The organism is Pseudomonas rossensis (genome assembly GCF_039888995.1).
GTDB classification, from domain to species: Bacteria; Pseudomonadota; Gammaproteobacteria; order Pseudomonadales; family Pseudomonadaceae; genus Aquipseudomonas; species Aquipseudomonas rossensis.
On record NZ_JBBWCB010000005.1, the window covers coordinates 40,787 to 57,615 of the forward strand.

Genomic DNA, 16,829 nt, shown 5'->3' on the forward strand with positions numbered 1-16,829 from the left:
CTGTTTCGTAGCTCTTAAATTCAAAAGTCAAACAGCGAAAATTTTGCCCGGGTTCATGATTCCGTTCGGATCGAACACCGCTTTGACAGCTTTCATGTACTCGATCTCAACCGGTGAGCGGCTGTAGGTCAAGTAATCACGCTTGGTCATGCCCACACCGTGTTCGGCGGAAATCGAGCCGTTGTACTTCTCGACGGTTTCGAACACCCACTTGTTGACGGTCGCGCACTTGGCGAAGAACTCGTCCTTGCTCAGGTTTTCCGGCTTGAGGATGTTCAAGTGCAAGTTGCCGTCGCCGATGTGGCCGAACCAGACGATTTCGAAATCCGGGTAGTGTTCGCCGACGATCGCGTCGATTTCCTTCAGGAACGCCGGGACTTTCGACACAGTGACCGAAATGTCGTTCTTGTACGGCGTCCAGTGGGAAATGGTTTCGGAGATGTATTCACGCAGCTTCCAGAGGTTCTGCAGCTGGGTTTCGCTCTGGCTCATCACGCCGTCCAGCACCCAGCCCTGCTCAACGCAGTGCTCGAAGGTTTCCAGGGCGTGGTTGGCCACTTCTTCGGTGGTCGCTTCGAATTCCAGCAATGCGTAGAACGGGCAATCTGTTTCGAATGGCGCTGGTACGTCGCCCCGGCCCATGACCTTGGCCAACGCTTTGTCGGAGAAAAATTCGAACGCGGTCAGGTCCAGTTTGCTCTGGAACGCGTGTAATACCGGCATGATCGAGTCGAAATCGGCAGTGCCGAGGACCATGGCAGTGAGGTTTTTCGGCGCACGGTCCAGACGCATGGTGGCTTCGACCACGAAACCGAGGGTGCCTTCAGCGCCGATGAACAGCTGACGCAAGTCGTAACCGGTGGCGTTCTTGATCAGGTCTTTGTTCAGTTCCAGCAAATCGCCTTTGCCGGTGACGACTTTCATGCCGGCCACCCAATTGCGGGTCATGCCGTAGCGAATGACCTTGATCCCGCCGGCATTGGTGCCGATATTGCCGCCAATCTGGCTCGAACCTGCCGAAGCGAAATCCACCGGGTAGTACAGGCCTTTTTCTTCGGCGACGTTCTGCAGGTGTTCGGTGACCACGCCCGGCTGGCAGACTGCGGTGCGGTCGGTCATGTTCACGTCGAGGATCTGGTTCATGTAGTCGAAGGACACAACGACTTCGCCATTGGCAGCCACAGCCGCGGCGGACAGCCCGGTGCGACCGCCGGACGGCACCAGCGCAATGTTGTGCTCATTGGCCCAGCGGACAATGGCCTGGACCTGCTCGGTGGTCTTGGGGAACACGATGGCGGTCGGGGCCGGGGCGAAATGCTTGGTCCAATCCTTACCGTAAGCATTCAGGGAGTCGGCATCGGTCAGCACCTTGCCAGGCTCAACCAGGGTCTTCAGCTCTTCAATCAGGGCAGGATTGGTCATCGACAGAACTCTCGAACAATTCATGGTCATCCTGAGAACGCTTCACGTCGCAGGAATGAGTGTTTAGCGGGGTGCATATGCTAGCATACCGACCCCGCAGGATAGTGCCCAACGGCTGTTCTGCGGCGACGGCCTTCTTGCCGTCCGGGTCAGCATCTGTTGACCATTTCCTGCCATTTTTCTCCGGGATACAGGTTTACGCAGATGAGCAAGACTTCTCTCGATAAGAGCAAGATCAAGTTCCTTCTTCTCGAAGGCGTCCACCAATCGGCTGTCGACGTCCTCAAGTCGGCGGGCTACACCAGCATCGAGTACCTCACAGGTTCTCTGCCGGAAGCCCAGCTGAAGGAAAAGATCGCTGATGCGCACTTCATCGGCATTCGCTCTCGCACTCAACTGACCGAAGAGATCTTCGATCAGGCGAAGAAACTGGTCGCTGTCGGCTGTTTCTGCATCGGCACCAACCAGGTTGACCTGAACGCGGCTCGCGAACGCGGCATCGCGGTGTTCAACGCACCGTACTCCAACACTCGCTCCGTAGCCGAGCTGGTGCTGGCCGAGGCGATCCTGTTGTTGCGCGGCATTCCTGAGAAAAACGCTTCCTGCCACCGTGGCGGCTGGATCAAGAGCGCGGCCAACTCCTTCGAAATCCGTGGCAAGAAGCTCGGCATCGTCGGTTACGGCTCGATCGGTACACAATTGTCGGTTCTGGCTGAAGGCCTGGGCATGCAGGTGTACTTCTACGACACCGTGACCAAGCTGCCATTGGGCAACGCGACTCAGGTCGGTAACCTGACCGAACTGCTGGGCATGTCCGACATCGTCACCCTGCACGTTCCGGAAACCGCTGCGACTCAGTGGATGATCGGCGAGAAAGAAATCCGCGCGATCAAGAAGGGCGGCATTCTGATCAACGCGGCTCGCGGCACTGTAGTTGAACTGCAAGCGCTGGCGGACGCGATCAAGGACAAGCACCTGATCGGCGCGGCCATCGACGTATTCCCGGTAGAGCCTCGCTCCAACGACGAAGAGTTCGAAAGCCCGCTGCGTGGCCTGGACAACGTGATCCTGACCCCGCACATCGGCGGTTCCACCGCTGAAGCGCAAGCCAACATCGGTCTGGAAGTGGCAGAGAAGCTGGTCAAGTACAGCGACAACGGTACGTCGGTGTCCTCGGTCAACTTCCCGGAAGTGGCCCTGCCGGCTCACCCTGGCAAGCACCGTCTGCTGCATATCCACGAGAACATTCCGGGTGTGATGAGCGAGATCAACAAGGTCTTCGCCGAAAACGGTATCAACATTTCCGGTCAGTTCCTGCAGACCAACGAGAAAGTCGGCTACGTCGTGATCGACGTCGACGCCGAGTACTCGGAAATGGCGCAAGAGAAGCTGCAGCACATCAACGGCACCATTCGTTGCCGCGTGTTGTTCTGATAGTGACTTGAGTGACAAAAAAGGGAGACCCTCTGGTCTCCCTTTTTCATGCCTGTTGAAAAGTTACTTCACATTCACGGTGATTTTCTTCGAAACGATCGGCGGATCGAACGGCATGTGGCCGCTATCGCCCAGTTCCAGCTGCAAGGTGTGTTTGCCCGGCGTCAGCTTTACTTCCGCCTGGGTCTGCGCCTTGCCGAAATGCAGGTGGTTGGCATCGTTGGGGATCGGCGCACCGGCGGCTGGCAGTTCATCGACATCGATCAGCAAGTGGTGATGGCCGGTGTTCTTGGTGACATCGCCCGCTGGCGCCAGCGCAATGTTCTCGACAGCGAACTTGACGACGACGGTTTGCGGAACCGTGGCTCCGTCCGCAGGAGAAACGATGGACACTTCTGCACCTTTGGGAGCCGGTGTAGCAGCCGTTGCCAGCATCGAAGCCCCCATCAACAGGCCAGCCAATGCTGCTCGTGACATAAAGGTTTTCATTCTCTTCTCCAGTTTTTTCGTAAAATCCGTGTGGCCATGACAACTTCACGGCCATTCGTTGTCGAAGGCTCTCGACAACCATAGCAAAGCGAGCCTGAACCAGAGCATCGCGATAATGAATTCAAAGGAGTGACCATGCGTTTTTTGCCTGGCCTGATCTGCCTGCTACCCCTTCTGAGCCCTTTGGCTCATGCCGAACTGATTGACGATGTAAACGACCGAGGCGAATTGCGTATTGCCCTCGAGGCTAATACACCGCCCTTCAATTTCAAGGAAGACGGCAAACTCACCGGGTTCGAAGTCGAACTGGGGCAACTGCTGGCCAACGAACTGGACGTACGGGCCGACTTCGTCGTTACCGACTCCAGCGATCTGTTGCAAGGCGTTGAAACCGGCAAGTACGACGTCGCCATCAACCACATAGCAGTGACCCCGGACCTCGAGGATCGTTTCGACTTCAGCGAACCTTACAGCTACACCGATGCGCAATTGATCGCGCAGAAGGAAGAGCAACCGCGCTCGATGCTGCTGGTGCAGTCGCTGACGGAAGAGAAGCCGAAGGCTGGCCCGGCAGTGAGCCTGGCGATTCCGTTTCAGAAAGGTAACCCGGCGTTTCATGCCAGCCTGGAAAACGCGCTGCAGCGGATCAAGGCGGATGGGCGATTGGAGGCGTTGTCGCAGAAGTGGTTGGGGACGGATACGAGTGTGGCGCCCAAACCATAAGGCACCGCCGCTCCCACAGGGGTTTTGTGTAAGTCGTTACTTGAGGTTGGTCAGGACCTGCGCCGCTTGCGGCAACTCCAGCTCACTGAAGACCTGAACGCCATGGCGCTTGAGCAATGCGACAGTTACGCCTTCACCACTGACCTTCACTCCACTGAACGTCCCGTCATACGTCAATAAATTCCCGCAAGACGGGCTGTTGGCCTTGAGCACGGCAATGCGGATGCCGTGCTTTTGCACCAGTTCCAATGCCTGATAAGCCCCCGAGAGAAACTCGGCGCTGACGTCCTCGCCCTCGGTGGTGATCACTGAGGCGTGGCCATCAAGCACTTCAGCACCCTGCCCGCCCGGAATTTCCGCCGCCGCCCTCGGCGTCGGCAAGCCACCGGCAACCTCCGGACACAACGGCACCACCCGACCTTCATCAAGCCACTGCTGAAGCTGATCGAACGGCCCACTCGCCCCGCCGTCATAACGTACGCGGTGGCCCAGAAGACAGCGGCTAACCAGAACTTTTTGCATGATCAGAACGGCTCGTTGCCACGCCGCCGGAACCAGCCGGTCAACGACAGGCGATCGCGGGTCGAGGGCAGGACTTCGTGGGGCACTTCACCCGACAGGAACACCACCAGACATCCCCCGGCAGGCACCACATCGTGCTCGACGCCTTCACCCAGGTACATACGCAACTGGCCGCCGTGCTCGGGCAGCCAGGCGTCATTGAGATAGACCACCGCCGACACCATGCGCCGGTCGTCGTCGCGGAAACGGTCGACATGCTTGAGGTAGAACGCGCCGGGTGGGTACAGCGCGAAATGGCTTTCGAAATCTTCCAGGCCCAGAAACAAACCGCGATTCATCGCCTCGCGCAGGCTGTCCATCAAATCCAGATAGCTGTCGCACGCCAACGCCTGGCCGGGCTCGATCCACTGGATATGGTCGCCGCGAATCCCCTCGCGAATCTCGGATGTCGACCCGCGACCCACGGCGGCCGGGGCCAATTCGCCCTCGGCAGCACGTTTACGGCACTCAGCCGCCAGTTCCCGGGTCAGACCCAGAGGAAGGAAAATATTCTGCTGCGACCAGCCATGTTCAGCCAGGTCGTCGACGATACGTAACAGCAGCGGGTGATCAGAGGGTATTCGCATGCCGCGCATAGTATTCCTGTGCCTGAAAATCCGACAGAGCCGCGCAGCGGGTTGATACGAATTCTCGACAAGGACGAATGCCACACGGAGAATAGTCGCCTGCTGACAGGAGTCCCTATGCGCCGTTTGCTTTTTTCATTGTTGATGTTCTGTGTATTGCCCGCTTGGGCAGACGGCCACGACCAGTTGTACAAGGTCGCCGGTTGGCCAGAACAACGCGCGCATTTCAACGACGCTCTCTCGGCCGCTCAGCAGCGGTACCAGAACAGTCTGCCGCCGGCAGTGTTCCAGGCGCTGGTGAATAACAGCAATCAGCGCTTTGCCCCCCAGGCCGTCGACCAGCGCGCCGAAGCGCAATTGCGCAAGACCCTCGCCGATCCGAAACCTGCGCTGACGTTCTTTCAGTCACCCTTGGGCAAGAAAATCGTGGCTGCCGAATTGCTCGCGACCCGTCGCGATCAGTTGGCAAAAAACGCCAAGGGTTTACCCAGGATCCAGGCCAGCGACAACCGCATGCTGATCATCGGCCATCTGGCCCAGGCCCTGCCCGCTCGCGAGGCTGGCGCGGAAGTCAGCCTGGCGATTGCCGGCGTCGCGGCCGACAGCCTCAGTTCGATGATCCCCGGCCTGCTCGGCGGTGGTCAGGCTCAAGGCATGTTGAATGGTCAGCGTCAGCGCTTGATGGACCAGATCGGCAACGACCTGAACAACACGCTGTTGTATGTCTATCGCGACCTGTCGGATGAAGAACTGGAAGAGTTCGCGACCTTCGCCGAGTCCGCCGAGGGCAAGGCTTATTACCAGGCAGCATTGGCGGCGATTCGCGCGGGGTTGGCGGTGGGGCAGGATACTTCAACGCTTCGCCAGTAATTTTTAGCGCCTGATAAATCGCTATCGCGAGCAAGCTCGCTCCCACAGTGACCGAGTTGTTCAGACGTACTCGGTCTAATGTGGGAGCGAGCTTGCTCCGGGCGGCGATCCGACGATGAGGCCATGACAGACGCTAAAGATTCCGACCCTTGATCCGCTTCGTCAAAAACCCGAAATACTCCCGCCGCAACGCCAGCGTCTCATTCGCCAGGTGATGCCGTGCCTCAGGCAACATCAACACCTGCGGCCGATCGAACTTGCCCCGCAACACTTCAAGGTTATGCTCCCAATCCACGGTCATGTCTGCCTGCCCCTGCACAATCAGCGGTCGCCGCATGCTGTACGGTGCGGCTTCGATGCGTTTGATCCAGCGCGCCAGCGCACCGACCCAGGCGGTCGGCAAACGGAGCGGCTGCAACGGGTCCGCTTGCAGGAAGGGCAGAAAATCCGGGTCGTTGGAGTTCTCGCTGAAGCGCCGGGCGATCGCTTTGACGAAAGGCTTGAGCAGGTAATAACTGAGTTGCGACCAGCCCCAGGCCCGCGGCCTTACCAACGGCGACAGCAGAATGACCTGGCCCTGGGCCGGACTGCTGGCGCCCTGATTGAGTACATGATCGATCACGATCGCGCCGCCAGTGCTTTGCCCGCACAGGTGCCACGGCTGCGGCAGATCGAGGGATTGTGCTTCGGTGAACAATCCTTGCAGCGTGTCCTGATACTCGGTGAAATCCTTGATGCTGGCCCGTTCGCCACTGGACAGCCCGTGTCCCGGCAGGTCGCAGGCAATCACCGCAAAATTCTGATCCAGCGCCCATTCGATCACATGCCGGTAAAGCCCGGTGTGATCGTAAAAACCGTGGAACAAAAACAGCGTCGCCTTCGCCCGCTCGGGCCACCAGACCTGGCTGACCACTTCATAACCATCGACCGCGAAACGTCCAAGGCCACTGCGCACGTTACGTCCCGCAAAATCCAGCCCGTAGAAGCGCTGGTAAGCCAGCGCTTCTACCGACAGCGGCTGCCAGTCGGCCAGCGGCCGCAGGCTGGCACGCAGATGATCGGAGTCGAAAGTGGCAGACATGAGCAATTCCAGAACGCGAAACGGACTTTATGGGCCTGCGATATTCATCTGTTGGGGCAAGCATGGCAAGCTAGCGCACCTTCGAGGACTGAAATCCATGCGCTCGCCCTACCGCGCCACACTGCTTGCCAGCCTGCTCGCCCTCGTGTGTGCCGGCGTGCTGTGGGCTGCCTACGACTGGTTTCAGGGCCGCTACCTGCGAGCGTTCAGCGAGCAAACCGCGGTGTTCTCCGGTGACCCGCTGCGCCTGCCCGATCATCTCGCCGGCCCCGGCGCCATCCGCCTCGTGCACTTCTGGGACCCGGCCTGCCCGTGCAACGTCGGTAACCAACAACACCTGAGCGAACTGGTTGAGCACTATGTACCGCAAGGCGTGGAGTTTTATGCGGTACAAAAGCCTGGCAGTCACGGTCAATTACCGAGCACCTTAAGCAGCCTGAAAAGCATCGCCGTCCTCCCGGGTTCCGAACAGATCCCCGCCAGCCCGGCCGTGGCGATCTGGGATCGCAGCGGCAAACTGGCGTATTTCGGCCCGTACAGCGAAGGCCTGACTTGTAATTCGAGTAACAGCTTTATCGAACCGATTCTGCAAGCGTTGAACGAAGGCCGCGCGGTGAATGCCACGCACACACTGGCCGTGGGTTGTTACTGCCCGTGGCCTGTCGACGCAGTGAAGTAAGGCTGACAGGAGACGCGAATCCCTCCTAAGTGCGATGGCCATGTCGGCAAGCCGTGTTAAACAGTGGCGCCAGGGAACTGCTGCCACTCATAACAACAAGGAATCACCATGAAACGTAGCCTGACCGTCCTCGCCCTGCTGGTTGCCGCGCTTGCCGCAGGTGCAGGCTGGTACGTTTTCAGCAAGCAGCCGACACGCCAGGGCATGGTCGAGCTACAACACCTGCAAGGTTCGGTCACCGTGCGCTACGACGAGCGCGGCATCCCGCACATCCGCGCCGAGAACGAAACCGACCTGTACCGCGCCCTCGGGTACGTGCACGCCCAGGATCGGCTGTTTCAGATGGAAGCCCTGCGCCGCCTCGCCCGCGGCGAGCTGGCCGAGGTCCTGGGCCCGAAACTGCTCGACACCGACAAGCTGATGCGCAGCTTGCGCATTCGCGAACGCGCCGACACCTACCTGGCGAACATGGACAAACAGTCGCCGGCCTTTATCGCCATGCAAGCCTATCTGGATGGCATCAACCAGTATCAGGACAGCCATCCAAAACCTGCGGAGTTTGATCTACTGGGCATTCCCAAACGCCCATTCACCGCCCAGGACACCATCAGCATCACCGGTTACATGGCCTACAGTTTTGCCGCAGCGTTTCGCACCGAACCGTTGCTGACCTACGTGCGCGATCAGTTGGGCGCCAACTACCTGAACGTCTTCGATCTCGACTGGCAGCCCAAGGGCGTGCTGGCGAAAAACCGCAGCGGTGCCATGCCGCCCCTCGCCAGTACCGACTGGAAAGACCTCAACGCCCTCGCCCGCCTCAGCGAACAGGCACTGGCCGACAACGGCTTGCCGCAGTTCGAGGGCAGCAACGCCTGGGCTGTCTCCGGCAGTCGGACCAAAAGCGGCAAACCGCTGTTGGCCGGCGACCCGCATATTCGTTTTTCCGCGCCGTCGGTGTGGTATGAAGCGCAGCTCTCGGCGCCGGGCTTCGAGCTCTACGGCCACTATCAGGCATTGATGCCGTTCGCCTCTCTCGGGATGAACCGCGACTTCGGCTGGAGCATCACCATGTTCCAGAACGACGACCTCGATCTGATCGCCGAGAAGGTCAACCCGGACAATCCCAATCAGGTCTGGTATCGCGGCAAGTGGGTGGACATGGTGACCAGCGAACAGCAGATCGCGGTCAAGGGCCAGGCACCGGTGACACTGGTGCTGCGCCAGTCGCCCCACGGCCCGATCGTCAACGATGCGCTGGGCAGCGGCGTCGGCACAACGCCGATCGCCATGTGGTGGGGTTTTCTCGAAAGCCAGAATCCGATCCTTGAGGGCTTCTATCAGCTCAACCGCGCCGACACCCTGGCCAAGGCGCGCAGTGCCTCCGCAAAGATTCAGGCGCCGGGCCTGAACATCGTCTGGGCCAACGCCACGGGCGACATCGGCTGGTGGGCAGCGGCGCAGTTGCCAAAACGTCCGGCGGGTGTGCGTCCGGGGTTCATCCTCGATGGCAGCACCGCTGACGCGGACAAGGAAGGTTTTTACCCGTTCAGCGCCAACCCACAGGAAGAGAACCCGGCACGCGGTTACATCGTCTCGGCCAACTTCCAGCCGGTGTCGCCGACCGGCATGGAAATTCCCGGTTACTACAACCTGGCCGATCGAGGTCAGCAGCTCAATCGCCAGCTCAGCGACAAAACCATCAAGTGGGATCTGGACGCCAGCCAAAAGGTGCAACTGGGCACCACCACCGCTTACGGCCCGCGCCTGTTGGCGCCGTTGTTGCCGGTATTGCGTGAAGGGGTGAGCGATCCCGCCGAGCTCAAACTGGTTGAGCAACTGGCCCAATGGAAAGGCGACTACCCGCTCGACTCCACCAGCGCCACGCTGTTCAACCAGTTCCTGTTCAACCTGGCTGACGCGACGATGCACGATGAGCTGGGCAATGATTTCTTCGAGACTTTGCTGTCGACCCGGGTGATTGATTCCGCACTGCCTCGCCTGACCGCGACTGCCGATTCACCGTGGTGGGACAACCGCAACACCCTCGGCAAGGAAACCCGCGCCGATACGGTCAAGGTTGCGTGGCAGGCGAGCATTGCTCACCTCAAGACCACCCTCGGCGCCGATTTCGCGCAATGGCAGTGGGGCAAGGCGCACACGCTGACCCATGGCCATCCGCTGGGGCAGCAAAAGCCGCTGGACCGGATCTTCAATGTCGGCCCGTTCGCGGCACCTGGCACTCACGAAGTACCGAACAACCTCTCGGCCAAAATCGGCCCGGCGCCGTGGCCAGTAACTTATGGTCCTTCGACCCGTCGCTTGATCGACTTCGCCGACCCGACCCACAGCCTGACCGTCAACCCGGTTGGCCAGAGTGGCGTACCGTTCGACAGCCACTATGACGACCAGGCTGAGGCGTTTATCGAAGGGATCTACTACCAGGCGCATCTCAATGAAGAAGAAGTCACGGCCAATACGCGGAGCACGTTGAAGCTGTTGCGGGCGCGGGCGGCGCAGTAGATCGAAATCTCATCGGCTGTTCTGCCGCCATCGCGAGCAAGCTCGCTCCCACATTTTGACCGCGTCCGTCTTAACAACTCGGTCAATTGTGGGAGCGAGCTTGCTCGCGATGAGGCCCTGACAAGCGACAAAAAGTTCAGTCAAACCATCGCCGCAAAGTTCAGCCTGAACTGCTGCGGCGTCACGCCCAGCCTGCGATTGAACACACTGCGCATGTGCTGGGCATCGCGAAATCCGCACTGATAAGCCACGGTCTTCAGCGGCGATTGGGTGCTTTCAAGCAGCACCCGCGCCGCATCCACCCTGGCCCGTTCGACGAATTCCGCCGGGGTGATTTTCGCCTCTTTGGCAAACACCCGTGAAAAGTTGCGGGCACTCATGTTGGCGGCGTTGGCCAGGTCGGCAATTGTCAGGTCGCCCGTCAGGTTGGCCAACACGTAGAGCTGCACCAACGCCACTGCCGAAGTGGGTTCGGCGTGTGGCGTGAGGAATGGGCTGAACTGTGACTGCCCGCCCGAGCGCTGAGTGAACACCACCAGTCGCTTTGCCACACTCAGCGCTACTTCCGGCCCGTGATCTCTGGCCAGCAGGTACAGCGACAGGTCAATCCCGGCCGTGACACCCGCCGAGGTGTAGAGCTCACCATCCTCCACGTAAAGGCGATCCGCCTCGACCTGAGTCGACGGGCACAACTGCGCCAGCGCCGCGGCGTCGCCCCAGTGGGTGGTGACCGTTCGCCCTTCCAGCAATCCGGCCCGGGCGAGCATGAACGCGCCGTTGCAGATCGAACCAAAACGTTGCGCCTGCGCGCAGGCATTGCGCAGCCAGGCATCGAATGCCGCACCGAAATCCATGAACGGCAACTGCGGCCCGCCGGCCACCAACAGCAAGTCATAGGCCTCCAGCGCTTCGCTGAAATGCCGATGGGCATTGAGTGACAAACCGTTGGAACACGCCATCACCCCGCGCTCGACGCCGATCACCTCCAGTCGATAATGATCTGGCGGTTCAAGGAAACGATTGGCTTCGCAAAACACATCCATGGGACCGGTGACGTCCAGGGACTGAACGCCTGAGAACACCACGATGGCAACGGTTTTCTGCATGACAGGAAATCACCTTGAATGTGGAAAAGATCGCAACCTTCGGCAGCTCCTACAGGTGTATGCCGATCCCATGTAGGAGCTGCCGAAGGCTGCGATCTTTTCTGGCTGATCACTATTAACCCTAGCCAATCCGGGCCCAACAAGCGAGGTTGGCGCGATATGCATGCTCATTGGCCGGGATCGCAGCCATGGATCGATTGTCCGGTTTCGGGTGCGCGGACAGACTGACCCCATCAGCGCCGCCACGGCGTTCCCCATGAGGACAGCACCATGAGCAGCACCATCGCCGGTATCAAAATCCCCGACAGCGCGTTGGCCAAGGCCACCACGGAATATATTCGCGACGTCGAATCAGACCTGCTGTATCACCACTCGCGTCGGGTGTTTCTGTTCGGTGCCTTGAGCGGTGAACGCAAGCAACTGGCCTACAACCCCGAACTGTTGTACGTCGGCGCGATGTTCCATGACTTGGGTCTGGTGGAGGGTCATCGCACTGACGACGAGCGCTTCGAAGTTGATAGCGCCAACGCTGCCAAAGCATTCCTCAAGCCTTACGGTTTGTCCGACGACGATATCGAGCAGGTCTGGTTGTCGATTGCCCTGCACACCACACCGGGCGTGCCGCAACACCTGCGGCCTAATGTGGCGCTGGTGACTGCTGGCGTTGAAATGGATGTGTTGGGCATCGATTACGCAGCGTTCCCCAGCGCGCAACGCGAAGCAGTGGTGCATGCCCACCCGCGTGGCGAAGGGTTCAAGGAGTGCATCCTGTGTGCGTTTGCCAATGGCTTCAAACACAAGCCGGACACCACTTTTGGCACCGTGAACGCGGATGTGCTGGTCGACAGCGAGCCGGGTTTCAAACCGATGAACTTCGTCGAGATCATCCGCAAGTCCCCTTGGGTTTCCTGACCCATAAAGTCAAAAGATCGCAGCCTTCGGCAGCTCCTACAGAGGAATGCGTATCCTTGTAGGAGCTGCCGCAGGCTGCGATCTTTTGCTGTTAAGCCGCTTCCGGCGCCTGCTGGGCGCGACGCACGTCCGGTTGTTTCCAGGAGTCGGCAGCACCTTCTTCGATCGCCTGCTGAATCGCACGTTTGCGACTTTCTTCGGCACGACGGCTGAAGAACCAGACCAGGAACGTCATCAGCGATACCGCCAGCAAAATCAGACTGGCCACGGCATTGATCTCGGGTTTCACGCCCAGACGCACTGCCGAGAACACTTCCATCGGCAGGGTCGTGGAACCCGGGCCCGATACGAAGCTCGCCAACACCAGGTCATCCAGGGACAGGGCGAAGGACATCATGCCGCCAGCCCCCAACGATGGCGCGATCATCGGGATGGTGATCAGGAAGAAAACCTTCCATGGCCGCGCGCCAAGGTCCATGGCCGCTTCTTCGATGGACAGGTCCAGCTCACGCAAGCGCGCCGAGACCACCACCGCCACATACGCCGCACAGAATGTGGTGTGGGCGATCCAGATGGTGATGATGCCGCGCTCCTGTGGCCAACCGATCATTTGCGCCATCGCCACGAACAGCAGCAACAGCGACAGACCGGTGATCACTTCGGGCATCACCAGCGGCGCGGTGACCAGGCCACCGAACAGCGTACGACCCTTGAAGTGGGTGATACGGGTCAGCACGAATGCCGCCAACGTACCCAGCGCCACCGCCGCCACCGCCGTGTAGCAGGCGATTTCCAGCGAGCGCACCACCGACCCCATCAGCTGAGTGTTGTCCATCAAACCGACGTACCACTTGATTGACCAGCCACCCCACACCGTTACCAGTTTTGAGGCGTTGAACGAGTAGATCACCAGGATCAGCATCGGCGCGTAGATGAACAGCAAACCCGCAACCAGCATGAAACTTGAGAAACGGAAGCGCTTCATTCTTTACCCTCCATTTCTTTGGCCTGACTGCGGTTGAACAGGATGATCGGCACAATCAGGATCAACAACATCACCACTGCCAGGGCAGATGCCACCGGCCAGTCACGGTTGTTGAAGAACTCTTGCCAGAGCACTTTACCGATCATCAGGGTTTCCGGACCGCCGAGCAGTTCCGGGATCACGAACTCGCCCACGACCGGAATGAACACCAGCATGCAGCCCGCGACGATGCCGTTCTTGGACAGCGGAATGGTGATCTTCCAGAAGCTGTTGAACGTGCTCGAACCCAGATCGGATGCGGCTTCCAGCAGGCTGTTGTCGTGCTTCACCAGGTTGGCGTAGAGCGGCAGGATCATGAACGGCAGGTACGAATACACCACGCCGATGTACACAGCGAGGTTGGTGTTGAGGATCTGCAGCGGTTCGTCGATCCAGCCCATGGTCATCAGGAAACCATTGAGCAGACCGTTGTTGCTGAGGATGCCCATCCACGCATAAACGCGGATCAGGATCGCAGTCCAGGTCGGCATCATGATCAGCAGCACCAGCACCGTTTGCATCTCTTTGCGGGCACTGGCGATGGCGTAGGCCATCGGGTAGCCGATCAGCAAACAGAGGACGGTGCTGATCAGCGCCATCTTCAACGAACCGAGGTAAGCGGCGATGTACAACTCGTCGCCGGCCAGCATCGCGTAGTTGCCGAGGTTGAGCAGCACCTGCACCTTTTGGTCGAGGTAGCTGTAGATCTCGGTGTACGGCGGAATGGCTACGTCGGCTTCGGCGAAGCTGATCTTCAGAACAATGAAGAACGGCAGCATGAAGAACATGAACAGCCAAATGAACGGAACCCCGATGACCAGCTGACGGCCACCGGGAATTATTCGATTGAGGCGGCGTTTGAATTTGCGCATGTTCATGAGCGAAGTACCACGCCGCTGTCGTCTTCCCAATACACGTAAACCTGGTCACCCCAGGTTGGGCGCTGGCCACGGCGTTCGGCGTTGGCGACGAAAGACTGGACGATCTTGCCGCTCGGCAGCTCGACGTAGAACACCGAGTGGCCACCGAGGTAGGCGATGTCGTGCACCTTGCCGCTGGACCAGTTGTATTCGCAGGTCGGCATGGTCGGCGTCACCAGCAGCTTTTCCGGACGGATCGCGTAGGTCACGGATTTGTCCTGCACGGAAGTGCTGATCCCGTGGCCCACGTAAATCTGGCGGTCCAGGTCCTTGCAGGTGATGGTCGCGTGGCCTTCGGCGTCGTCGATCACTTCACCGTCAAAGATGTTGACGTTGCCGATGAACTCGCAGACCAGACGGCTGGTCGGGGTTTCGTAGATGTCGATCGGGCTGCCGATCTGGGCGATCCAGCCCAAGTGCATGATCGCGATGCGCTCGGCCATGGTCATGGCCTCTTCCTGATCGTGGGTCACCATGACGCAGGTTACGCCGACCCGCTCGATGATCTCGACAAGCTCAAGCTGCATCTGTGAACGCAGCTTCTTGTCCAGAGCACCCATCGGTTCGTCGAGCAGCAACAGTTTCGGCCGCTTGGCCAACGAACGCGCCAGGGCCACACGCTGACGCTGACCACCGGACAACTGATGCGGCTTGCGCTTGGCGTATTGCGTCATCTGAACCAGCTTGAGCATGTCCGCGACACGGGCATCGACTTCAGCGGCGGGGATTTTGTCCTGCTTGAGGCCGAAGGCGATGTTCTGCGCCACGGTCATGTGCGGGAACAAGGCGTAGGACTGGAACATCATGTTGATCGGCCGCTCGTACGGCGGCATGTCGGTGATGTCTACGCCATCGAGGAAAATGCGCCCCTCCGTGGGCCGTTCGAAGCCTGCGAGCATGCGCAGCAACGTGGATTTGCCCGATCCCGAACCGCCGAGCAGGGCGAAAATCTCGCCTTTCTTGATTTCCAGGGACACATCGTCCACGGCAATCGTCTCGTCGAACTTCTTCGTGACCCGGTCGATTTTGACCAACACCTGTTTAGGTGATTGGTCGCCCTCGAGGGCTTTCTTATAGGCGCCGGAGGCAACTGCCATTTACGAAACTCCCAGAAAAAAAGAGTGCAGTTCGCTCAAGGTGAGCCAACCTTGGATAATTTGAGCCTTTGCAGCTATTTACCCGACTTGACCTTGGTCCAGCTGCGGGTCATCAAACGTTGAATGTTTGGCGGTAACTCGATAGACACGTAAGTCTTGTCGAGGACGGCTTGCGGTGGATAAACCGATTTGTCGGTGCGAATGGACTGCTCCATCAATTTGTCCGACCCGGGGTTAGGGTTGGCGTAACCCACGTAATCGCTGACCTGGGCGATCACCTCAGGCTTGAGCAAATAGTTGATGAAGGCGTGGGCTTCCTTGACGTTGGCCGCATCCTTGGGGATTGCCAGCATGTCGAACCAGAGCGCGCCGCCCTCTTTCGGAATCGAGTAGGCGATGTTCATGCCTTTGCCGGCTTCAGCCGCGCGGGCCTTGGCCTGGAACATGTCGCCGGAAAAGCCGATCGCCACGCAGATATCGCCGTTGGCCAGGTCCGCGATGTATTTGGACGAGTGGAAATAGGTCACGTAAGGTCGCACCGCCAGCAACTTGGCTTCGGCCTTTTTGTAGTCTTCGGGGTTGGTGCTGTTGGCGTTCAGGCCCATGTAGTTGAGGACCGTGGGCATCATTTCATCGGCGGAGTCGAGAAACGCTACGCCGCAGCTGTGCAGTTTCTTGATGTTCTCCGGTTCGAACACCACATCCCAGGAATCGATCTTGTCGAGGCCCAGCACAGCCTTGACCTTGTCGACGTTGTAACCGATGCCGTTGGTGCCCCACAGATACGGTACGGCGTACAGGTTACCCGGATCGTTTTGCTCCAGGCGCTTGAGCAGCACCGGGTCGAGGTTGGCATAGTGGGTGAGCTTGGACTTGTCGAGTTTCTGGAAAGCACCGGCCTTGATCTGCTTGCCAAGGAAGTGGTTGGACGGCACGACCACGTCATAACCGGTACGCCCGGCCAGCAACTTGCCTTCCAGGGTTTCGTTAGAATCGAAAACGTCATAAACCGGTTTGATGCCGGTCTCTTTCTGGAAGTCGGCCAGAGTCGTCGAACCGATGTAGTCCGACCAGTTATAAATATGCACAGTGCCGGCCGCCTGGACACTAACGGCAAGCGTCAGTCCGGCGCCGACCAGCAGTGCATTGCGCAACAAAGAAAAAATAGGCACGTGGAGGTCCTCTAAAATTAGTTGGGCCCAAGTTGCCCCGCGTTACATGACAGCCATGGCTGCCTGGCAACAAAACCGGCGCGCAACTTACCCTCGAAAAACCGTTCCAGCAAACTTTATGAAGATCCCTGTAGCAGCTGCCGCAGGCTGCGTTCAACTGCGAAGCCGTTGTGCTGTCGAAAAGCGGAGGTCCTTCGGACCTCAACGCAGCCTGCGGCAGCTGCTACAGGGT

The 16,829-nt window shown here is 59.2% G+C and carries 16 protein-coding genes; 6 read left to right on the plus strand and 10 right to left on the minus strand.

Features of this window, described 5'->3' with window-relative positions; all coding sequences use genetic code 11:
- Window positions 1-27: 27 nt before the first annotated feature.
- Window positions 28-1,422, minus strand: a complete 1,395-nt coding sequence (locus tag WLY71_RS02935; RefSeq protein ID WP_347802435.1) for an FAD-binding oxidoreductase — start codon at window positions 1,420-1,422, stop codon at window positions 28-30.
- A gap of 204 nt (window positions 1,423-1,626) precedes the next feature.
- On the opposite strand from WLY71_RS02935, the gene serA reads away from it, so the two are divergent.
- Window positions 1,627-2,856, plus strand: coding sequence for a phosphoglycerate dehydrogenase (gene serA / locus WLY71_RS02940; protein WP_140675198.1), 1,230 nt, complete (start codon window positions 1,627-1,629; stop codon window positions 2,854-2,856).
- A gap of 63 nt (window positions 2,857-2,919) precedes the next feature.
- On the opposite strand, the gene WLY71_RS02945 is transcribed toward serA, so the two are convergent.
- Complete coding sequence (locus WLY71_RS02945) at window positions 2,920-3,345, minus strand: DUF4399 domain-containing protein (protein WP_347802436.1); 426 nt, start codon at window positions 3,343-3,345, stop codon at window positions 2,920-2,922.
- Between the two features lie 135 nt (window positions 3,346-3,480).
- On the opposite strand from WLY71_RS02945, the gene WLY71_RS02950 reads away from it, so the two are divergent.
- Entirely contained in the window at window positions 3,481-4,068 is a 588-nt protein-coding gene (locus WLY71_RS02950) for a transporter substrate-binding domain-containing protein (RefSeq protein WP_347802437.1), read from the plus strand.
- A 36-nt stretch (window positions 4,069-4,104) separates the two neighbouring features.
- Here the strand turns inward: WLY71_RS02950 and WLY71_RS02955 are convergent, their stop codons facing one another.
- Both WLY71_RS02955 and WLY71_RS02960 read right to left on the minus strand, forming a co-directional pair.
- Window positions 4,105-4,590 (minus strand): 2-thiouracil desulfurase family protein, encoded by a 486-nt coding sequence (locus WLY71_RS02955; RefSeq protein WP_347802438.1) that lies wholly within the window; start codon window positions 4,588-4,590, stop codon window positions 4,105-4,107.
- A 2-nt stretch (window positions 4,591-4,592) separates the two neighbouring features.
- On the minus strand, window positions 4,593-5,225 hold the full coding sequence (locus WLY71_RS02960; protein WP_347802439.1) for a 2OG-Fe(II) oxygenase: 633 nt from the start codon (window positions 5,223-5,225) through the stop codon (window positions 4,593-4,595).
- A 108-nt stretch (window positions 5,226-5,333) separates the two neighbouring features.
- Between WLY71_RS02960 and WLY71_RS02965 the strand changes: the two genes are divergently transcribed.
- Window positions 5,334-6,086, plus strand: coding sequence for a DUF2059 domain-containing protein (locus tag WLY71_RS02965; RefSeq protein ID WP_347802440.1), 753 nt, complete (start codon window positions 5,334-5,336; stop codon window positions 6,084-6,086).
- 133 nt (window positions 6,087-6,219) lie between these two features.
- Here WLY71_RS02965 and bipL read toward each other — a convergent pair whose 3' ends face one another.
- Window positions 6,220-7,167 (minus strand): phospholipase BipL, encoded by a 948-nt coding sequence (gene bipL, locus WLY71_RS02970; RefSeq protein WP_347802441.1) that lies wholly within the window; start codon window positions 7,165-7,167, stop codon window positions 6,220-6,222.
- A gap of 97 nt (window positions 7,168-7,264) precedes the next feature.
- On the opposite strand from bipL, the gene WLY71_RS02975 reads away from it, so the two are divergent.
- Window positions 7,265-7,846 carry a DUF6436 domain-containing protein gene (locus WLY71_RS02975; protein WP_347802442.1) on the plus strand — a complete coding sequence of 194 codons (582 nt, stop codon included), beginning with the start codon at window positions 7,265-7,267 and terminating at the stop codon, window positions 7,844-7,846.
- Window positions 7,847-7,954: 108 nt separating this feature from the next.
- A complete protein-coding gene (locus WLY71_RS02980) occupies window positions 7,955-10,366 on the plus strand; it encodes a penicillin acylase family protein (protein WP_347802443.1) in 2,412 nt (803 codons plus the stop codon).
- A 140-nt stretch (window positions 10,367-10,506) separates the two neighbouring features.
- On the opposite strand, the gene WLY71_RS02985 is transcribed toward WLY71_RS02980, so the two are convergent.
- Window positions 10,507-11,472, minus strand: coding sequence for a GlxA family transcriptional regulator (locus tag WLY71_RS02985; protein ID WP_347802444.1), 966 nt, complete (start codon window positions 11,470-11,472; stop codon window positions 10,507-10,509).
- Window positions 11,473-11,742: 270 nt separating this feature from the next.
- Between WLY71_RS02985 and WLY71_RS02990 the strand changes: the two genes are divergently transcribed.
- On the plus strand, window positions 11,743-12,384 hold the full coding sequence (locus WLY71_RS02990; protein ID WP_347802445.1) for an HD domain-containing protein: 642 nt from the start codon (window positions 11,743-11,745) through the stop codon (window positions 12,382-12,384).
- Between the two features lie 91 nt (window positions 12,385-12,475).
- Here the strand turns inward: WLY71_RS02990 and WLY71_RS02995 are convergent, their stop codons facing one another.
- The 4 genes from WLY71_RS02995 to WLY71_RS03010 form a co-directional block, all read right to left on the minus strand.
- Window positions 12,476-13,369: an ABC transporter permease subunit gene (locus WLY71_RS02995; protein WP_347802446.1), complete on the minus strand. Its 894-nt coding sequence runs from the start codon at window positions 13,367-13,369 to the stop codon at window positions 12,476-12,478.
- Window positions 13,366-14,286, minus strand: a complete 921-nt coding sequence (locus tag WLY71_RS03000; protein ID WP_347802447.1) for an ABC transporter permease subunit — start codon at window positions 14,284-14,286, stop codon at window positions 13,366-13,368. The genes WLY71_RS02995 and WLY71_RS03000 overlap by 4 nt, the downstream gene beginning before the upstream one ends.
- On the minus strand, window positions 14,283-15,425 hold the full coding sequence (locus WLY71_RS03005) for an ABC transporter ATP-binding protein (protein WP_008150457.1): 1,143 nt from the start codon (window positions 15,423-15,425) through the stop codon (window positions 14,283-14,285). Before WLY71_RS03005 ends, WLY71_RS03000 begins: the two co-directional genes overlap by 4 nt.
- 74 nt (window positions 15,426-15,499) lie before the next feature.
- A complete protein-coding gene (locus WLY71_RS03010) occupies window positions 15,500-16,597 on the minus strand; it encodes a polyamine ABC transporter substrate-binding protein (RefSeq protein ID WP_347802448.1) in 1,098 nt (365 codons plus the stop codon).
- Window positions 16,598-16,829: the final 232 nt, after the last annotated feature.